General features: G+C 67.8%; 13 protein-coding genes. 6 read left to right on the top strand and 7 right to left on the bottom strand.

The annotated features are described in order from the left end of the window. Positions 1 to 2: 2 nt before the first annotated feature. Complete coding sequence (locus tag C5E05_RS18820) at positions 3 to 1,439, top strand: GH1 family beta-glucosidase (RefSeq protein ID WP_104242846.1); 1,437 nt, start codon at positions 3 to 5, stop codon at positions 1,437 to 1,439. Continuing rightward, positions 1,436 to 2,107, top strand: coding sequence for an HAD family phosphatase (locus C5E05_RS18815; RefSeq protein WP_104242844.1), 672 nt, complete (start codon positions 1,436 to 1,438; stop codon positions 2,105 to 2,107). Before C5E05_RS18820 ends, C5E05_RS18815 begins: the two co-directional genes overlap by 4 nt. Positions 2,108 to 2,227: 120 nt before the next feature. Here the strand turns inward: C5E05_RS18815 and C5E05_RS18810 are convergent, their stop codons facing one another. Genes C5E05_RS18810 through C5E05_RS18800 form a run of 3 tightly spaced genes read right to left on the bottom strand, consistent with a single transcriptional unit; the run spans position 2,228 to position 5,410 of the window. Then, entirely contained in the window at positions 2,228 to 3,124 is an 897-nt protein-coding gene (locus tag C5E05_RS18810) for a glycine betaine ABC transporter substrate-binding protein (RefSeq protein WP_104242842.1), read from the bottom strand. Positions 3,125 to 3,167: 43 nt separating this feature from the next. Then, the gene (locus C5E05_RS18805) at positions 3,168 to 4,145 is read right to left on the bottom strand and encodes a proline/glycine betaine ABC transporter permease (RefSeq protein ID WP_104242840.1); all 978 of its coding nucleotides are present in this window, start codon (positions 4,143 to 4,145) and stop codon (positions 3,168 to 3,170) included. Further along, positions 4,142 to 5,410: a glycine betaine/L-proline ABC transporter ATP-binding protein gene (locus C5E05_RS18800; protein ID WP_104299607.1), complete on the bottom strand. Its 1,269-nt coding sequence runs from the start codon at positions 5,408 to 5,410 to the stop codon at positions 4,142 to 4,144. The genes C5E05_RS18805 and C5E05_RS18800 overlap by 4 nt, the downstream gene beginning before the upstream one ends. 461 nt (positions 5,411 to 5,871) lie before the next feature. On the opposite strand from C5E05_RS18800, the gene C5E05_RS18795 reads away from it, so the two are divergent. Beyond that, positions 5,872 to 6,714, top strand: coding sequence for a CPBP family intramembrane glutamic endopeptidase (locus C5E05_RS18795; RefSeq protein ID WP_104242837.1), 843 nt, complete (start codon positions 5,872 to 5,874; stop codon positions 6,712 to 6,714). A gap of 941 nt (positions 6,715 to 7,655) precedes the next feature. Here C5E05_RS18795 and C5E05_RS18790 read toward each other — a convergent pair. From C5E05_RS18790 to C5E05_RS18780, 3 genes are all read right to left on the bottom strand, one after another. Further along, complete coding sequence (locus C5E05_RS18790) at positions 7,656 to 10,157, bottom strand: glycoside hydrolase family 65 protein (protein ID WP_104299604.1); 2,502 nt, start codon at positions 10,155 to 10,157, stop codon at positions 7,656 to 7,658. Then, positions 10,154 to 10,930, bottom strand: a complete 777-nt coding sequence (locus C5E05_RS18785) for an HAD family phosphatase (RefSeq protein WP_104242832.1) — start codon at positions 10,928 to 10,930, stop codon at positions 10,154 to 10,156. Before C5E05_RS18785 ends, C5E05_RS18790 begins: the two co-directional genes overlap by 4 nt. Before the next feature lie 166 nt (positions 10,931 to 11,096). Next, positions 11,097 to 11,738 carry a helix-turn-helix domain-containing protein gene (locus tag C5E05_RS18780; protein ID WP_104242830.1) on the bottom strand — a complete coding sequence of 214 codons (642 nt, stop codon included), beginning with the start codon at positions 11,736 to 11,738 and terminating at the stop codon, positions 11,097 to 11,099. Positions 11,739 to 11,796: 58 nt separating this feature from the next. On the opposite strand from C5E05_RS18780, the gene C5E05_RS18775 reads away from it, so the two are divergent. Continuing rightward, complete coding sequence (locus tag C5E05_RS18775; RefSeq protein WP_104342787.1) at positions 11,797 to 12,735, top strand: NAD(P)/FAD-dependent oxidoreductase; 939 nt, start codon at positions 11,797 to 11,799, stop codon at positions 12,733 to 12,735. On the opposite strand, the gene C5E05_RS18770 is transcribed toward C5E05_RS18775, so the two are convergent. Then, on the bottom strand, positions 12,732 to 13,397 hold the full coding sequence (locus C5E05_RS18770) for a GntR family transcriptional regulator (protein WP_181059744.1): 666 nt from the start codon (positions 13,395 to 13,397) through the stop codon (positions 12,732 to 12,734). The two genes, C5E05_RS18775 and C5E05_RS18770, sit on opposite strands and share 4 nt — an antisense overlap. A gap of 341 nt (positions 13,398 to 13,738) precedes the next feature. Between C5E05_RS18770 and C5E05_RS18765 the strand changes: the two genes are divergently transcribed. Together C5E05_RS18765 and C5E05_RS18760 are read left to right on the top strand one after the other, a co-directional pair. Then, on the top strand, positions 13,739 to 14,773 hold the full coding sequence (locus C5E05_RS18765; protein ID WP_104342786.1) for an LLM class flavin-dependent oxidoreductase: 1,035 nt from the start codon (positions 13,739 to 13,741) through the stop codon (positions 14,771 to 14,773). Positions 14,774 to 14,926: 153 nt separating this feature from the next. Then, entirely contained in the window at positions 14,927 to 16,396 is a 1,470-nt protein-coding gene (locus C5E05_RS18760; RefSeq protein ID WP_104242822.1) for an NAD-dependent succinate-semialdehyde dehydrogenase, read from the top strand. Positions 16,397 to 16,553: the final 157 nt, after the last annotated feature.

Here is a 16,553-nt window from a genome sequence, read left to right as displayed (position 1 = left end):
TCGTGCCTGAACCAACCGCGGCATCTTCCCCTCGAGTCTTCTCGGACGATTTCGTCTGGGGCTCTGCGACCGCCTCCTACCAGATCGAAGGCGGTGCGGCAGAAGGCGGGAGGACCCCGTCGATCTGGGACACGTTCTCGCACACGCCTGGCAAGGTCGAGGGCGGCGATACCGGCGACGTGGCCATCGACCACTTCCACCGGTGGCGCGATGACGTCGAGACCATCAGGGAGATGGGTCTGGACGCGTACCGCTTCTCGATCTCCTGGTCGCGAGTGCAGCCCGGCGGCTCCGGCGAGTTCAACGAGGAGGGCATCCGCTTCTACTCCGAGCTCCTTGACGCGCTCGTGGCGGCCGGTGTGAAGCCCGTGGCGACCCTCTACCACTGGGACCTGCCGCAGGAGCTCGAAGATGAGGGCGGATGGGCGAACCGCAACACCGCGTACGCCTTCGCGGAGTACGCGGCCCGCATGGCGGCCGAGTTCGGCGACCGCGTGCACACGTGGTCCACCCTCAACGAGCCGTTCTGCACGGCCTACCTCGGCTACGCCTCCGGTGTCCACGCACCTGGGCGCACCGAGCCAGCCGCAGCCCTCGCAGCCTGCCACCACCTGAACCTCGCGCACGGCCTCGCCACACGGGCCATTCGCGCGGCGGTCGGCGAAGACGCCGTGGTCTCGGTCACCCTGAACTTCCACGTCATCCGCCCGGACGACCCCGAGTCCGCCGCCGACCGAGACGCCGTCCGCCAGATCGACGCACTTGCGAACCGAGTGTTCCTCGGCCCCATGCTCTCGGGGCACTACGACGAGGACCTCATCCACGACACCCGCCACGTGACCGACTGGGCGTTCGTGCTGCCGGGCGACACCCAGCTCATCCACCAGCGCATCGACGTGCTCGGCGTGAACTACTACACGACGTTCCGCGTCAAGAAGTACCTGGGCACGGGGGAGCGCTCGCGCAACGACGGCCACGGAGAGTCCGCGGCGAGCCCCTGGGTGGGGGTCACCGACATCGACTTCGTCGACCAGGGGGCGCCGTACACGTCGATGGGGTGGAGCATCTTCCCTGACGGCCTCACCGAGCTCCTCATGTCGCTCAGCGAGCGCTACCCGGGGCAGGCGCTCATGGTCACCGAGAACGGCGCGGCCTTCCCCGACGTCGTCAGCGAGGACGGGCTCGTGCACGACCCGGAGCGTGTCGCCTACTACCGTGACCACATCGCCGCCATCGCGGACGCCATCGACGCCGGGGCGGACGTCCGCGGCTACTTCGCCTGGTCGCTGTTCGACAACTTCGAGTGGGCGTTCGGCTACAACATGCGCTTCGGCATCCTCCGCGTCGACTACGACACGCTCGAGCGCACCTGGAAGGACTCGGGGCGCTGGTACCAGCAGCTCATCGCCACGCGCACCCTCCCAGGGGCAGGTGCATGAGCCCGGTCGAACTCGTCATCTTCGACTGCGACGGGGTGCTCGTCGACAGTGAGGTGCTCGCGGTGCGGATCGAGCGGGAGATGCTCGCCGAGCTCGGCTGGCAGCTCACACAGGATGAGCACGTCGCCCGATTCCTCGGCACGTCGCAGGCGACCTTCGAGCGGAAGCTGCAGGAAGGGCTGGGGCGCCCCGTGCCGGAGGGGTGGTTCGCGCTGCAGCGCGAGACGCTCTTCCGTGCCTTCGATACCGAGCTGACGGCGGTCGACGGCCTGCCGGAGGCGCTTGCCGTCATCCAGGATGAGCTGGGGCTCGCGAGCTGCGTCGCCTCGAGCGGAGACCACGCGAAGCTCAGCAAGACGCTGGGGCACACCGGGCTTCACCCGCGCTTCGAGGGGCGCATCTACAGCGCCACCGAAGTCGAGAACGGGAAGCCGGCACCCGACCTGTTCCTCCACGCCGCCGACCGCATGGGCGTCGACCCCGCCACGTGCGTCGTCGTCGAGGACAGCGCGTACGGCGTGCAGGCAGCGGTGGCAGCCGGGATGCACGCCTACGGCTTCGCGGGCGGCCTCACGCCGCGAGCGTGGCTCGAAGATGCCGGTGCCCAGACGTTCGAGCGCATGGCCGAGCTCCCGGCGCTCATCCGGGACCGCCAGCAGCGCCCGTGAAGGGTGCTGGCTCCGCTTCGAGCCAGCATCCTGCATATCGCCGAGAACGCAGACGAGCCCACCCCGACAGATCGGGGTGGGCTCGTGTGGTTCGCGGGCTCCGCGAGACCGGAGTGCGGGCTACGCCGTGAGCGAGTCCACGTACTCCTGGTTCTCGGAGATCCACTGCTCGACGATCGGCGCGTAGTCGTCCGTCTCGTTCTCGTTGAACATCAGGTTCTCGAGCGAGTAGAGCTGCTCGGAGTCCATCTTGAAGTTCTGGATCCAAGCAGCCGCGGTCGGGTGCGTCTCCACGATGTCGGCCTTGCCGTACGAGTGGATGCCCTCGGCGTCGCCCAGGAGACCCTTCGGGTCCTCGAGGTCACGCACGGGGAACGCGTCGTAGGCCCAGTGCGGGCGCCACAGCGTGACGACGATGTTCTCGCCGTTGTTCGTCGCCGTCTGCAGCTCGGTGAGCATCGCAGCGGTGGACGAGGTCTGGTAGTTCATCCCCTCGAGGCCGTAGCCGGGAATGACGTCCTCCTGCGTGACGCGCGTGAGGCCAGCACCCGGCTCGATGCCGATGATGGTGTTGCCGAACTGGTCGGCCGAGCCGGCGAGCTCCTCCAGCGAGGTGATCGGGGAGTCCTCGTTGACCGCGATGGTCAGCGACGCCTCGTCGTTCCACGCGCCCAGGTCGACGATGTCGTCGCCGTACTCGGCGACGTAGTCGGAGTGCGTGACCGGCAGCCACGTGTCGAGGGTCAGGTCGTAGTCGCCCGTGGAGAGGCCGGAGTAGACCGGAGCCGGGTCCGCGTACTCGAGCTCGACGTCGTAGCCCTGCTCGGTGAGGATCGCCTTCCACAGCTCGGACGCGGCGATGCCCTCGTCCCAGCCGTTGAACACGGCGATCGTGATGTCCTTCTGGTCGCCGTTCTCGAGCGTCTCAGCGGCGGTGTCGCCGGAGCATGCGGTGAGGGCGAGCGCCGCGGCGGAAGCCGCCGCGATCCCGGTGATGATTCGTTTCTTGGTACGCATGCGCGTCCTTTCGTTTCTGGTTGGGGGAGTTGAGGTCTGTGGGTCAGGCAGTGCCGGCCGCGACCGGCGCCTGAGTCGGGGTGGAGCTCGTGTCGACCTGCTCGAGATCTCCGGCCGCCTCGCGCTTCTGGGTGCGCTTGGAGCGGAGGAACGACGGCACACGACGCTTCTGCCCGGCGAATGCGGCGGTCACCCGGTCGAGGAACATCGCGAGGATGACGACGGAGATGCCCGCCTCGAAGCCGAGGGCCACGTCGATCCGGTTGAGGCTCTGCACGACCTGCGCGCCGAGACCGCCAGCGCCGACCATTCCGGCGATGACGACCATCGACAGGGCGAGCATGATGACCTGGTTGACGCCGGCCATGATGGACGGCATCGCGAGCGGCAGCTGGATCTGACGCAGGATGCGGCCAGGGGTCGCGCCGAACGCGCGGCCGGCCTCGACCACTTCCTTGTCGACTCCGCGGATGCCCAGCTCGGTCATGCGCACGCCGGGTGCCATGGCGAAGATGATCGTCGCCACGATGCCGGGGACGACGCCAACGCGGAACAGGATGAGCGCGGGAATCAGGTACACGAAGGCTGGCATGGTCTGCATGAAGTCGAGCACCGGCTTGATGGCGCTCGATGCAGCATCCGACTTCGCAGCCCAGATGCCGAGCGGGATGCTGAAGAGGATCGCGAGCGCACTTGCGACGAGCACGAGCGCGAGCGTCGCCATGGCGTTCTCCCACTGGTTGACGCCGACGATGACGAGGAAGCCGAGCAGGCTGCCGACAGCGAGCTTCCAGCCCTTCGCGAAGTACGCGATCGCGACGACCAGGATGAGGATCGCCCAGAACGGCGGCGTCTCGAGTACCCAGTAGACGCCCTCGTACATGCCCTGGAAGAGCGAGCGGATGACGGTGAAGACGCCGGAGAGTGCGTTCGTCAGCCAGTCGACGACCGCCTCCGCCCCGTCACCGAGAGGAAGCCGGAACGTGGCCGGCAGGGTCGTGAGTGCGGTGGCCGCGATCATGCGTGGCTCCCTTCGAGAGTCTCTGCGATGTCCGCCGGGCTGACGCTCGTGACGGGGTCGATGATCGGGAGCAGGCCCGTGGTGCTCGGCACGTTGGCGAGCGAGGCGAGGATCGTGACGCGGGGAACCACACCGAGGAGGCGCTGGTTCTCGTCGACGACCGCGATCGGCAGGGTCGAGTCGACGGACAGCTCGAACAGGTCGGAGAGCGGCGTCTCGGGGGAGACCATCGCGATGTCGCGCTTGATGGCGCTCGCGAGGTCGGGCTGGCCGTCCTTCACGAGGCGCATGACGTGGCGGTCGATGACGGCGCCCTCGAGCTTGCGGCCCGTTGACGTGATGAACGCTCCGCCGGTCTGCGTGTCGCGCATGACGCGAAGCGCACCGCGTGGTCCCGCGCTCTGCGGGACGACGGCGCGCGCGGGTTCCATGACGCTGCCGGCCGTGAGCACACGAGCCCGGTCCACATCCTGGACGAACTGCGCGACGTAGTCGTTGGCCGGGTCCGTGAGGATCTCCTCCGGCGTCCCGATCTGCACGATCGCGCCGTCCCGCATGACTGCGATCCGGTCGCCGAGGAACATGGCCTCGTTGAGGTCGTGCGTGATGAAGATGATGGTCTTGCCGAGCTCGGCCTGCAGCTCGACGAGCTCTTCCTGCATCTCGCGACGGATGAGCGGGTCGAGGGCGCTGAACGCCTCGTCCATGAGCAGGATGTCGGTCTCGGCCGTCAGAGCGCGGGCGATGCCGACGCGCTGCTGCATTCCGCCGGACAGCTCGGACGGCAGCGAGTCGGCCCACTGCCCGAGGCTCACGCGCTCGAGCACCTTGCGGGCTCGCTCGTTCCGCTCTGCGCGGGGGACACCCTGGACCTCGAGGCCGAAGGCGGCGTTCTCGAGCACCGTGCGGTGCGGGAAGAGCGCGAAGTGCTGGAACACCATGGAGACGTGGTTCTGTCGCACGCTGCGGACCTCGGCGGCGTCGGCCGTCGCGAGGTCGGTGCCGTGGATCACGATGCTGCCGGCGGTGGGCTCCAGCAGTCCGTTGAGGGTCCGGATGAGGGTGGACTTGCCCGAGCCGGAGAGGCCCATGACGACGAAGATCTCGCCTTGCTTGACGTCGAAGGTGGCGTCGATGACTGCCGCGGTGACTCCAGCGCCGAGTTCAGATCTCGGCGTTCCGGAGCTCAGTCGCTTCGCGGCTTCCTTGGGCTTGCGCCCGAAGACCTTGGTGAGGCCTTTCACAGACACAGCTGTGTCGTTCACGCGTTCTCCCTGCGGTAGATGGATCGGACGCGAAAGCTCGCAGCACTTCTCGACGGTGCCTCGATGGGGGAGGTCGTCGCGGTGGCGGCGGAGTACCAGGCGGATCAGCGCCAGAATGTCGATTGGGCGCGGATGTCGCCCCAGGCGCGCGCTGCCGATCAAAATTGCCTAACTGAGGCAGCGGATAAAGCGCTCTGGGTTGGTCTTTCGCGGGGAATCGCGGCGCCGAACCGGTGTGGCGGCGATTGCTCCGAGAGTCAACGGTAGCAAGGTGGGTTCCCCGGGTATCGCCTGAGAGGCCTGATTTTCCGCCAAAGTCGGTGCATTCGCCGGGTGTCAACCTGGCGTCTCGCCTACGCTCATGCGGATCGCGGCGCGAACCGGGATAGTTACCGGAGCGTTACATCGTTGGGTCCATCTGGGCCAATCATCCGCCCAAGTTGGCCTGCGAGGATGGGTGAATGAGCGAACGAGCGCAGGATCCGCCCGTCACTGGCACCCCCGAACAAGCGCCCCCGCGCACCCGACTCCTGCACCTCGTCGCCGCCCTGCTGGTGGTCTGCAGCGCAACCGTCCTCTTCGCCCTGGAGAACGACCTCGGCTACCTTCCGCTCGCCGCAGGGGTGGCCCTCGGGTTCGTCGCGGACCGGAGCCTCGGGCGCGATCTGCTGCTCGTCGGAATCGGCATGGGCATCATCAGCCTCCACTCGATGAAAGCCGACATCTCGTGGGGCAACATCTTCGTCATGGGCACCGTGCTGTCGCTCGCCGTCGCCGTCCCCTACGCGATCTCGAGGTGGGTCTACAAGGACCACGCTGTGCGGTTCCCGCTGCGTCGAGGGACTCCGTGGTCGCGACCAGAGAAGATCTGGCTCTGCCTCGTGCTGGTCCTGGGCTGGCTCATCCTGCCGTTCTACTTCATCACCTCCGGCGTGTACCAGAACTGGCCAGCCGTCACGACGGCATCCGAGATCGGGCGGCTCTTCGTCGGCGTCGGGTTCGTCGGCATCTGGGACGAGCTCTTCTTCATCTGCACGGTCTTCACGCTCCTGCTCCGCCACTTCCCGTTCTGGGTCGCCAACGCGCTGCAGTCGATCGTGTTCGTGTCGTTCCTGTGGGAGCTCGGCTACCAGTCATGGGGTCCGCTCCTGACGCTGCCGTTCGCGCTCATCCAGGGCTGGATCTTCACGAAGACGAAGTCGCTCACGTACGTCATCTGCGTGCACCTGCTCTTCGACCTCGTCGTGTTCCTCGTCATCGTCCACGCCCATCACCCCGCCTGGCTCCCGATCTTCCTGTACTAGCCTCCGCCCCTCCCGTTCATCGCTGCCCGGCGTTTCGCCCTCTGCGGGTGCGCGGTGGACGGCTCCACCGACTCCCGAGGCGGCGGGGTTGTGGAGAGACGCTCGTCCACAGTCGGAGACGCAGCTGACGGTCGGAGCGCCGTGCGCTTCTATCTTCTCGGCATGCCGTTGCCTCGCCCGTTGCCCGTTGCCCGTAGCCCGATGACCTCACGAGGGATGAGGGGCTCTCCGTATCAGCCGCGATGGCGCTCACTGTGCCGAGGAAACGGCTCGAAGCCAGCGACCTCGTCGCCACGCACCACGGCGTCCGGGTATCGGCTCGGACCCTCGCGCCACGTGACCTCGATCTGAGCTTCGTTCGAGCGCGCCTCGGGCCCGGCCAAGTGCTTGCCGAAGCCTCGGGTGCTCGTTGCTGGGGGGGCTTCCGCTGCCCTGGAAGCTGATTCGCGGATATCGCCTGGACCCGAAGCGGTTCGTGCTGGCAGGCCGGTCGGGCATCCCGACCCTCGCGCCCCTCCTGGCGCAGCTTGCCGCGCGCCTCACCCTCAGGCAGGCGGTGGTGTTCGCGGATGCACTCCGCACGTCGTTCGAGCACTACCCGGGTCGAAGCCAGCTCGTCCCGATGCACACGCTCGAGGAGCTCACCATGACCGCGCGACAGTGGAAGGGTCGCCTCGGGGCGGCGACTCTCCGTTCCGCGCTCGAGCTTTCGAGGTCAGGATCGGAGTCCCCGAAGGAAACGCAGCTCCTGCATCCGCCTCGCCCTCGCGGAGCGAGGTCTTCGCCCGTGATCGCTGCCAGCCGAATCCCCCTCTGGAGGACGCACCGGAGGGGGAAACGCCGGGCAGCGATCGGCGGGGCCGGGGTGCGGGCCGCTGAGAGAACGACGACGCCGCCTGCAGGAGCAGACGGCGTCGGCGTTCGTGGATGCGAGGCTCGCGTCAGTCGAGACCGGCGTCGAGCACTGCGTGGTCGACGGAGATCGTCGGGATCGAGGCTGTGATGACGGACCCGTCCTCGCGGATCGAGCCCTCGATGTCGCTCAGCGTCGGGTAGCCGGCGAGCTCCTCAACGGCACCCAGCTTGACGGTCGTCGGTTCACCCGGGGCGACCGCGACGCGGCGTCCGCGCACGAACACCTCGGCGCCCGAGCCGGTCTCCGCCGTGAACGTCATGGAGTCCTGCTCGAGATCGACGCGGATGCGCGAATCCCGCAGGGTGATGCGGAACTCGAGGTGCGGCCAGTCGGCGGGGAGGCGCGGGTCGAAGGTGATCTTGCCCCCGTGGTCGCGCATGCCGCCGAAGCCGTAGACGAGCGCGCTCCAGATGCCGCCCGTTGACGCGATGTGGATGCCGTCGCTCGTGTTGTGGTGCAGGTTCGCGATGTCGACGAACAGCGCCGTCGAGAAGTAGTGCTCGGCGAGGTCCGCGTACCCGACCTCGGCCGCGATGATCGACTGGACGACCGCGGAGAGCGACGAGTCTCCCGTGGTGAGGGCGTCGTAGTACTCGAAGTCCTTGCGCTTCTGCTCCGGCGTGAACTCGTTGCCCTGCAGGAGCAGCGCCAGCACCACGTCGGCCTGCTTGAGGACCTGGAAGCGGTAGATGACGAGCGGGTGGAAGTGCAGCAGCAGCGGGCGCTGCGATGAGGGCGTGTTCTCGAGGTCCCACAGCTCCTTCTCGAGGAACTGCGCGTCCTGCGGGTGGATGCCGAGCTTCTCGTCGAAGGGGAGGAACATCGCCTCGGCGGCGGCAGCCCACTCGACGAGCTCCTCCTCTGCAAGGTGGAGGCGCATCGTGAGGCGCTCGAACGAGGCGGGGTCGGTCTCGCGGAGACGCTCGCACGCGTCGTACGCCGCTCGCAGGTTCGCCTTGGCCATGACGTTCGTGTACAGGTTGTCGTTGACGACGGTCGTGTACTCGTCTGGGCCGGTGACGCCGTGGATGTGGAAGTGGTCGTCGCCTCCCGTGCGCCAGAAGCCGAGGTCGGCCCAGAGCCGCGCGGTCTCGACGAGGATGTCGATGGCACCCTGCGCGAGCAGCTCGTCGTCACCGGTGGCCGCCACGTACTGCACGAGCGCGTGGGAGATGTCCGCGTCGATGTGGTACTGCGCCGTGCCTGCGGCGTAGTAGGCGGAGGACTCCTGGCCGTTGATGGTGCGCCACGGGAAGAGGGCGCCCTTCTGGTTCATCTCGTGCGCGCGCTGGCGTGCCGCGTCGAGCATCTGGTGACGGAAGCGGAGCGCGTTGCGGGCGACGTTCGGCGCCGTGTAGCTCAGGAACGGGAGGACGTAGACCTCGGTGTCCCAGAAGTAGTGCCCGCCGTATCCGGAGCCCGAGACGCCCTTCGCTGCGACACCGCCGCCGTCGGTGCGGGCCGTTGCCTGGGCGAGCTGGAACAGGTTCCAGCGCGTCGCCTGCTGGTACACGGGGTGGCCGTGGATGACGATGTCGCTGCGGTCCCAGAAGTCGTCGAGCCATTCGCGCTGCCAGCGGTACACGTCCTCGACGGGCACTTCGCGCATGCGGTCGAGGGTGCGGTCGGCGCGGTCCGCGAGTTCGCGGGTGGGGACGCTCTTGGACGTGTGGTAGGCCACGTGCTTGATGATGCGCACGGGGACACCGGGCTCGGCGCGAACGCGGAAGGCGGTCTCGGCGAAGTCGGCGTCGACGCGCGTGGTGGCGTCCCACTCGTTGTCGGTGATGATGTCGTGGTCGGCCGCGACGGCGATCGTCATGCCCGAGTGGGTCGTGCGGTAGGCGAGCATCGAGCGCAGGCCCTCTTCGCGCGCGATGCGGGACTGGAGCACCCGGTCAGTGAACGACTCCGCCTTGCGCGGGTCGAAGGCGACCTCGGTCTCCTTCTTGCCGCGCTGGAACTCGTCGCCGCCGTCCTGGCGGTTGATGATCTGGCTCGAGAGGAGGATGGATGCGCCGCGGTCGACCATCTCGACCTCGTAGTCGAGGAGGACGTAGTGGCGGTCCGTGAAGGAGACGAGGCGGTGCGAGCGGATGCGCACGTGCTTGCCGGAGGGCGTGCGCCAGTCGAGCTCGCGCGTCAGGATGCCGTCCTTGAAGCTGAGGACGCGCGAGTAGGAGAGCAGGTCTGCCTCGCTGATGACGAGGGGCTCGTCGTCGACGAAGAGGCGGATGATCTTCGCGTCCGGCACGTTGACGATCGTCTGGCCGACCTGGGCGAACCCGAACGCGTCCTCCGCGTGGCGGATGGGCCACGTCTCGTGGAAGCCGTTGATGAAGGTCCCGTACATGTACCCGTCGCGGCTCTCCTCGAGATTGCCGCGCATGCCGAGGTAGCCGTTGCCGGTCGCGAAGAGCGTCTCGACGAGGCCCTGCGAGTTGGCGTCGAATTCGTGCTCGACCAGCGCCCACTCGTCGAGGGGGAACCGGTGGCGGTCCAGGGGGTCTTCCGTGGAGAGGTTCATGCGTGATCTTCCTTGAGGTCTGAGTGCGGGAACACCGGCACGAGTTCGGCGAGGTCGTCGACGACGGTGTCCGCGCCTGAGGACATGAGCTCTTCGTGGCTCGCTTCTCGTGAGACGCCGATGACGAGGCCGAAGTCGCCGTCGCGGCCGGCTTGCACGCCGGAGTGGGCGTCTTCGACGACCACGCATTCGGCGGCGGTGAGCCCGAGGAGCTGCGCTGCGTACAGGTAGGTGTCTGGGGCCGGCTTGCCGGCGATGCCGTTCTCGGCGGCGACGAGGCCGTCGACGACGGTCTCGAAGCGGTCGAGCAGCCCGGCCGCGGTGAGCACGGGGACGGCGTTGCGGGAGCTGGAGACGACGGCGACGCGGAGGCCGTGCCGGACGGCGGCGTCGAGGAACTCGAGCGACCCCGGGTAGGCCTGCACGCCGGTCTCGGCGAGTTCCGCGTTGAAGGTGTCGTTCTTGCGGTTTCCGAGGCCGCAGACGGTCTCGAGCTCCGGGGAGTCCTCGGGCGTGCCGTCCTCGAGCGTGATGCCGCGGGAGGCGAGGAACGAGCGGACTCCGTCGTAGCGGGGCTTGCCGTCGACGTAGCGGAGGTAGTCGTCGTCGGTGTAGGCGGGACCGGCGCCCTTGGCTGCGAGGTAGTCGGTGAAGAGCCGCGCCCATGCGCGCATGTGCACCTCGGCGGTTGGCGTTATGACGCCGTCGAGGTCGAAGAGTATGGCCTTTGAACTGGTGAGCTGTGTCACGTCTCGGAGACGAGGAGCGATCATTGCATCCAACCTTGCATCGTTGGGTGGCGCCGTGACGCCGTTCTATGGTGCACGGCGGAATTCCCCGGTGCGCTCCGCCCTCGATACGCACCGCAGAGCCCCACCGCGATGTTCAATATCGTAGGGGTTCCCGGGTATTCGGTGCGCCGATATTCGGACGATCCGTTCAGCCGGTTTCGTGGATGTGGCTGCGCTCGGCCTGCCGGCTGAAGAGCGAGAGGATCTCGAGCGTCGTGTCGCCGTCGTTGGTCATGGAGTGGGGGCGCGTCGTGTCGAATTCCGCGGCTTCGCCTGGTTCGAGGATCGTGACGTCGTCGTCGAGCTGCAGGCGCAGTCTTCCGGCGAGGACGTAGCACCATTCGGTGCCTTCGTGCACGCGCAGGGTGACCGGCTTGTCTCGTTCTGAGGGCTTCTGCGGCGCGACGAGCACCTTGAAGGCCTGCATGCCGTCCGTGGCGCGGGAGAGCGCGAGGTAGACGCGATCGCCGCGCTTCACGGGCTTGGGGTGGATGCGCGGGTCGCCGGTCGAGGGTGCGCCCACGAGGTCGTCGAGCGGCACGCGGTAGCAGCGCGCGAGCGGCAGGAGCACGTCGAGGGAGGGGCGTCTGCCGCCTGATTCGAGCCGCGAGAGGGTGCTGACGCTGAGGCTCGTCTCCTCGGCGACTTCGCTGAGCGTCATGCCGCGGGCCTGTCTGATCTCTCGGAGTCGGGGCGCGACGCGGCTGAGCGCCTCGGTGATTCCGGTGGTCGGGTCGTCAAGGCTGTCTGGATCGCTTGTCGCCGCATCCGTCGTCGCTGCATCCGTCATGTTGCGAAACTAGCAAACTCGGTTGCGAAACGCGAGAGTCCCGCCGGAGACTCGACCCATGACACAACTGGATGTGCCGCAGCACGCGGCAGAGAACGAGAACCTGCTCTGGGACACGATCGTGATCGGCGCCGGCCCCGCCGGTCTGAGCACTGCGCTCATGCTCACGCGGGGGCGCAGGCGGGTGCTCGTGCTGGACCACGGAGTTCCCCGCAATCGATTCACCGACCACATGCACGGCGTCCTCGGCCACGAGGGTCTCGCGCCCGGTGAGCTGCGGCGGTTGGGTCGCGCCGAGGTCGAAGCCCACGAGGGTGTCTTCGCCGAGGCTGAAGTGGCGAGCGTCACCTCTGTCGCCGGCGAGGATGGCGCACGCGTGCAGGTGATGACCAAGGATGGACGGGGCTTCCGGGCGCGAGCGGTCGTCGTGGCGACGGGCCTCCGTGACGAGCTGCCCAACGTGCCGGGACTCCGCGCCCTCTGGGGGCGAGGCGTCTACGCCTGCCCCTTCTGCGACGGCTACGAGCACCGCGATCGACCCATCGCCGTTCTTGCCAACGGCGAGCACTCGGATCTGAAGGCGCACATGCTTCGGCAGTGGAGCGGCGACCTCGTGCTCCTCGTGAACGGCTCCTTCGCGCTCGGTGAGGCGGAGGCGCGCTCACTCGTCGCCCGCGGAGTGAGGATCGAGCGCTCCGGGGTCGACGAGGTGCTCGCAGGTGTCGACGGACGGCTTCGCGGAGTCCGTCTCGCTGACGGCAGAGAGCTCGAGCTCGAGGCGATCTTCACGAACCCGAGCTTCGTGCCGCTGACCGGGATGCTCGACGGTGTGGATGTCCGCGGCCCAGAGCATCCCGAGTCCAGGGTCTGGGTCGTCGGCAACGCGGGGGACCCTCGCGCCAACGTGCCGGTCTCGATTGGCCAGGGTGCAGCGGCCGGCGGTGACATCGCCCTCGCGCTGCTCATGGACGAGATCGCAGGAGCAGGCAGGGTCTAGGCCGTCTCGGGCACCTCGCTCGTGTGAGCTCGCGACGTCCCCCGGTGGTGGTCGCGGACCGCCTGCTCGATCACGCTGCTTGGCGCCCCGATCTCGAGGAGGGAGAGGAGGTGGTCGTGCTCGGCGATCGTGGCGGGCGTGATGCGGATGTCGGATTCCGGCGCCGAGGATCTCAGGCGGTCGAGGTGTCGCCAGGTTCGCTCGACGAGGTCCACGAGATACGTGTTCGGGCTCCGTCGGAAGAGGAGGTGGTGGAATCTCGAATGCAGCCACGTCGGGTCGTCGGGATCGACGAGCATCCGACCCATCTCGGCGTTCGCGCTGCGGGCCTCGCTGAGCACGTCCTCCGTGAGGTGACGGGCGGCGCTCGCGGTCGCGTAGCCGTCGAGGATGGCAAGTGATTCCAGGGCCTGCCAGTAGCGCTCCGGCTCGAGTCCGGTCACGTGCGCGCCGACGTAGCGCTCGTAGGTGACTGCGCCTTCCGCCTCCAGCATTCGGAGAGCCTCGCGCACAGGGAGCGTGCTGACGCCGATCTTGCCTGCGATCGCGCCGAGGACAAGTCGGTGGCCCGGGGCGAAGGTGCCGTCCGAGATCCGCTGCTCGATGAACTCGTAGGCCAATTGGGTCTTGCCGGAGGGGCTCGGGTCAAGGGTCTCCGCCACGCCTGTCATGCTCGGCCTCTCGGTGTCTCGGGTGGGCTATTCGGGTGGGGGATACGGGCGACGATATACGGTTTCGCGTGCATCTGCTGGCCACCGACAAGTGAACCGCGAAACGTGATCATTCTGCGCGGGGAGGGGTGCCTGAGTTGACGCGCCATGGCATTTTTGGCACGATCATCGAACTTCATTCGATTGCATGGAACGCCGCCCTTGGCCCCGCGTTGCCCGTCGTTGCACTCGACCACAAGCTGCGCCGCCTCGGGGATGCCGTGTTCCCCCGGGGCGGCGCTTTTTCTTGCGACTAGAGTTCATGTAAACGCATTGAAATGGATGGAGCTGCCATGACCGGCACGATCGAGTTCGGCCTCAACACCTTCGGAGACGCGACCAACGACCTCGACGGCACCCCGCGCTCGCACGCGCAGGTCATCCGCGACGTCGTCGAGGAAGGCGTCCTGGCTGAACACGTCGGCATCGACGCCTTCGCCGTCGGCGAGCACCACCGAGACGACTTCGCGATCTCCACGCCAGAGACCGTGCTCGCCGCGATCGCGGCCCGCACCGAGCGCATCCGTCTCGGCAGCGCGGTCACGGTCCTCAGCTCCGATGACCCCGTACGGGTCTTCCAACGGTTCTCCACCGTCGACGCCATCTCGAGCGGGCGTGCAGAGGTCATGCTCGGGCGGGGCTCGTTCACCGAGTCGTTCCCGCTCTTCGGGCTGAACCTCCAGGACTACGAGGTGCTCTTCGACGAGAAGCTCGACCTCTTCATGAAGATCGCGGCGGGTGGGCCCGTCAGCTGGAGCGGAACCGTCCGGGGTGCGCTCAACGACGTCACCGTGCATCCGCAGCTCGAGGAGGGCCGCCTGCGCACGTGGGCCGCCGTCGGGGGCACGCCCCAGTCCGTCGTGCGGGCCGCTCAGTACTCGATGCCGCTCATGCTCGCGATCATCGGCGGCGAATCAGCGCGCTTCGCGCCGTTCGCGAAGCTCTACCGGCAGGCCAACGAGCAGTTCGGCCACCCGAACGGCCCGATCGGCGCGCACTCGCCTGGCCACATCGCGGACACCGACGAGCAGGCGCGTGAAGAGCACTGGCTGAACTACCGCACCATGATGATGCGCATCGGCAAGGAGCGCGGCTGGTCGCCCATGCAGTACGCGCAGTACGAGCAGGAAGCCGGCGAGCGCGGGGCGCTCTACGTCGGCTCGCCAGAGACCGTCGCGCGCAAGATCGCCGCCACGGTCAAGGTGCTCGGCCTGCAGCGCTTCGACCTCAAGTACAGCGCAGGCACGCTGCCTCACGAGCACAGCATGAAGGCGATCGAGCTGTACGGCACGAAGGTCATCCCGATGGTCAGGGACCTGCTGGCCTGATTGTGCGGATGCACTACCTCGGCTCCCCGGGCTGGGCGAAATGCTCGTGAAGCGCCCAGCCCGCCCGAGTAGCGTTGGATCATCCATCGCCACCGCGCCCGAGACTCGGGGCCCGGGAAGCGCGAGCTCGCCAACAACCGAGGAGTTTGCACAATGACGTACCCCAACGAAGCGGAACTGCTTGCGAAGGTCCCCGGCCAGCTGTTCATCGGCGGCGAGTGGGTCGACGGCGCGGATGAGCCGTTCGCGGTCAACGACCCGTCGACGGGCAAGCCGCTCAAGCACATCGCCAACGCGAACCCAGAGCAGGGCATCCAGGCGCTCGACGCCGCCGTCGCCGCGCAGGAGGACTTCGCCCGGATGGCACCGCGCGAGCGCGGGGAGATCCTCCGACGCGCGTTCGACATCCTGCAGGAGCGCCGCGACGAGATGGCGCTCATCATGACCCTCGAGATGGGCAAGCCCCTTGCTGAGGCGCAGGGCGAGGTCACCTACGGCGGCGAGTTCCTGCGCTGGTTCAGCGAGGAAGCCGTCCGTGTGCACGGCCGCTACGGCACGCAGCCAGAGGGAACGGGACGCATGATCGTCTCGAAGCACCCCGTCGGTCCCGCGTTCCTCATCACGCCGTGGAACTTCCCCCTCGCCATGGCGACTCGCAAGATCGCGCCCGCGATCGCCGCAGGCTGCACCTCGGTCGTGAAGCCGGCGTCGCTCACGCCGCTCACGACCCTCTACTTCGTGAAGATCCTCGAAGAGGCTGGCCTGCCCAAGGGCGTCGTCAACGTCATCACGACCCGCAGCACCGCCGCGGTCTCCTCCCCGATCATCGCCGACTCGCGCCTGCGCAAGATCTCGTTCACCGGGTCGACCGGCGTCGGCCAGGGCCTCATGAAGGAGGCCACGAAGAACGTGCTCCGCACATCCATGGAGCTCGGCGGAAACGCCCCGTTCGTCGTGTTCGAGGACGCTGACCTCGACAAGGCCGTCGAGGGTGTCATCGCGGCGAAGTTCCGCAACATCGGACAGGCCTGCACGGCTGCGAACCGCATCCTCGTGCACACGGATGTCGCGGACGAGTTCGCGCGTCGGGTCACCGAGAAGGTCGCCGCGTTCAAGATCGGCCGCGGCACCGAAGACGGCGTCATCATCGGCCCACTGGTCGAGGACAAGGCCGTCGACAAGGTCGCCTCGCTGGTCGACTCCGCAGTGGCGGCGGGGGCTGAGCTCCTGCACGGAGGCAAGCGCGTGGAGGGCGACGGCTCCTTCTACGAGCCGACCGTGCTCAACCGCACCCCATCGTCGAGCGACATCTTCCGCGAGGAGATCTTCGGACCGGTGCTCTCCATCACGACGTTCGCCGACGAGGAGGAGGCGATCCGCCTCGCCAACGACACCGAGTACGGCCTCGTCTCGTACGTCTTCACGGAGGACCTCAAGCGCGGCCAGCGCCTCATCGACCGCATCGAGACGGGCATGATGGGCCTCAACATCGGCGTGCTCTCCAACGCGGCGGCGCCGTTCGGCGGCGTGAAGATGTCCGGCATCGGCCGCGAAGGCGGTTTCGAGGGCATCGAGGAGTACCTGTACACGAAGTACACGCTCACGCCGAACCCCTACGCGTAAGCAGCACGCAGCACCCAGCACCCAGCACGCAGATCCCGTCGCCAGCCCAGAGCTGGCGGCGGGATCTTCGTCTGCGCTCTGCGCTCTGCCGTCTGCCCTCCGCCCTCCGCCGTCTGCCTCCGCCCCGCCCCGCCCCGCCCCGCCCCCGGCGCAGAGT

The organism is Pseudoclavibacter sp. AY1H1, from assembly GCF_002931055.1.
In the GTDB taxonomy this organism is placed as follows: Bacteria; Actinomycetota; Actinomycetes; order Actinomycetales; family Microbacteriaceae; genus Pseudoclavibacter.
The sequence above is the reverse complement of the archived record's forward strand: the minus strand, read 5'-3'. Positions and strand labels throughout refer to the sequence as shown.

What these genes read in the sequence shown, in the direction of transcription:
- C5E05_RS18815 (WP_104242844.1), top strand. Translation starts at nt 1,436, where the DNA reads ATGAGCCCGGTCGAACTCGTCATCTTCGACTGCGACGGGGTGCTCGTC.
- C5E05_RS18810 (WP_104242842.1), bottom strand. Translation starts at nt 3,124, where the DNA reads ATGCGTACCAAGAAACGAATCATCACCGGGATCGCGGCGGCTTCCGCC.
- C5E05_RS18805 (WP_104242840.1), bottom strand. Translation starts at nt 4,145, where the DNA reads ATGATCGCGGCCACCGCACTCACGACCCTGCCGGCCACGTTCCGGCTT.
- C5E05_RS18795 (WP_104242837.1), top strand. Translation starts at nt 5,872, where the DNA reads ATGAGCGAACGAGCGCAGGATCCGCCCGTCACTGGCACCCCCGAACAA.
- C5E05_RS18790 (WP_104299604.1), bottom strand. Translation starts at nt 10,157, where the DNA reads ATGAACCTCTCCACGGAAGACCCCCTGGACCGCCACCGGTTCCCCCTC.
- C5E05_RS18785 (WP_104242832.1), bottom strand. Translation starts at nt 10,930, where the DNA reads ATGATCGCTCCTCGTCTCCGAGACGTGACACAGCTCACCAGTTCAAAG.
- C5E05_RS18780 (WP_104242830.1), bottom strand. Translation starts at nt 11,738, where the DNA reads ATGACGGATGCAGCGACGACGGATGCGGCGACAAGCGATCCAGACAGC.
- C5E05_RS18775 (WP_104342787.1), top strand. Translation starts at nt 11,797, where the DNA reads ATGACACAACTGGATGTGCCGCAGCACGCGGCAGAGAACGAGAACCTG.
- C5E05_RS18765 (WP_104342786.1), top strand. Translation starts at nt 13,739, where the DNA reads ATGACCGGCACGATCGAGTTCGGCCTCAACACCTTCGGAGACGCGACC.
- C5E05_RS18760 (WP_104242822.1), top strand. Translation starts at nt 14,927, where the DNA reads ATGACGTACCCCAACGAAGCGGAACTGCTTGCGAAGGTCCCCGGCCAG.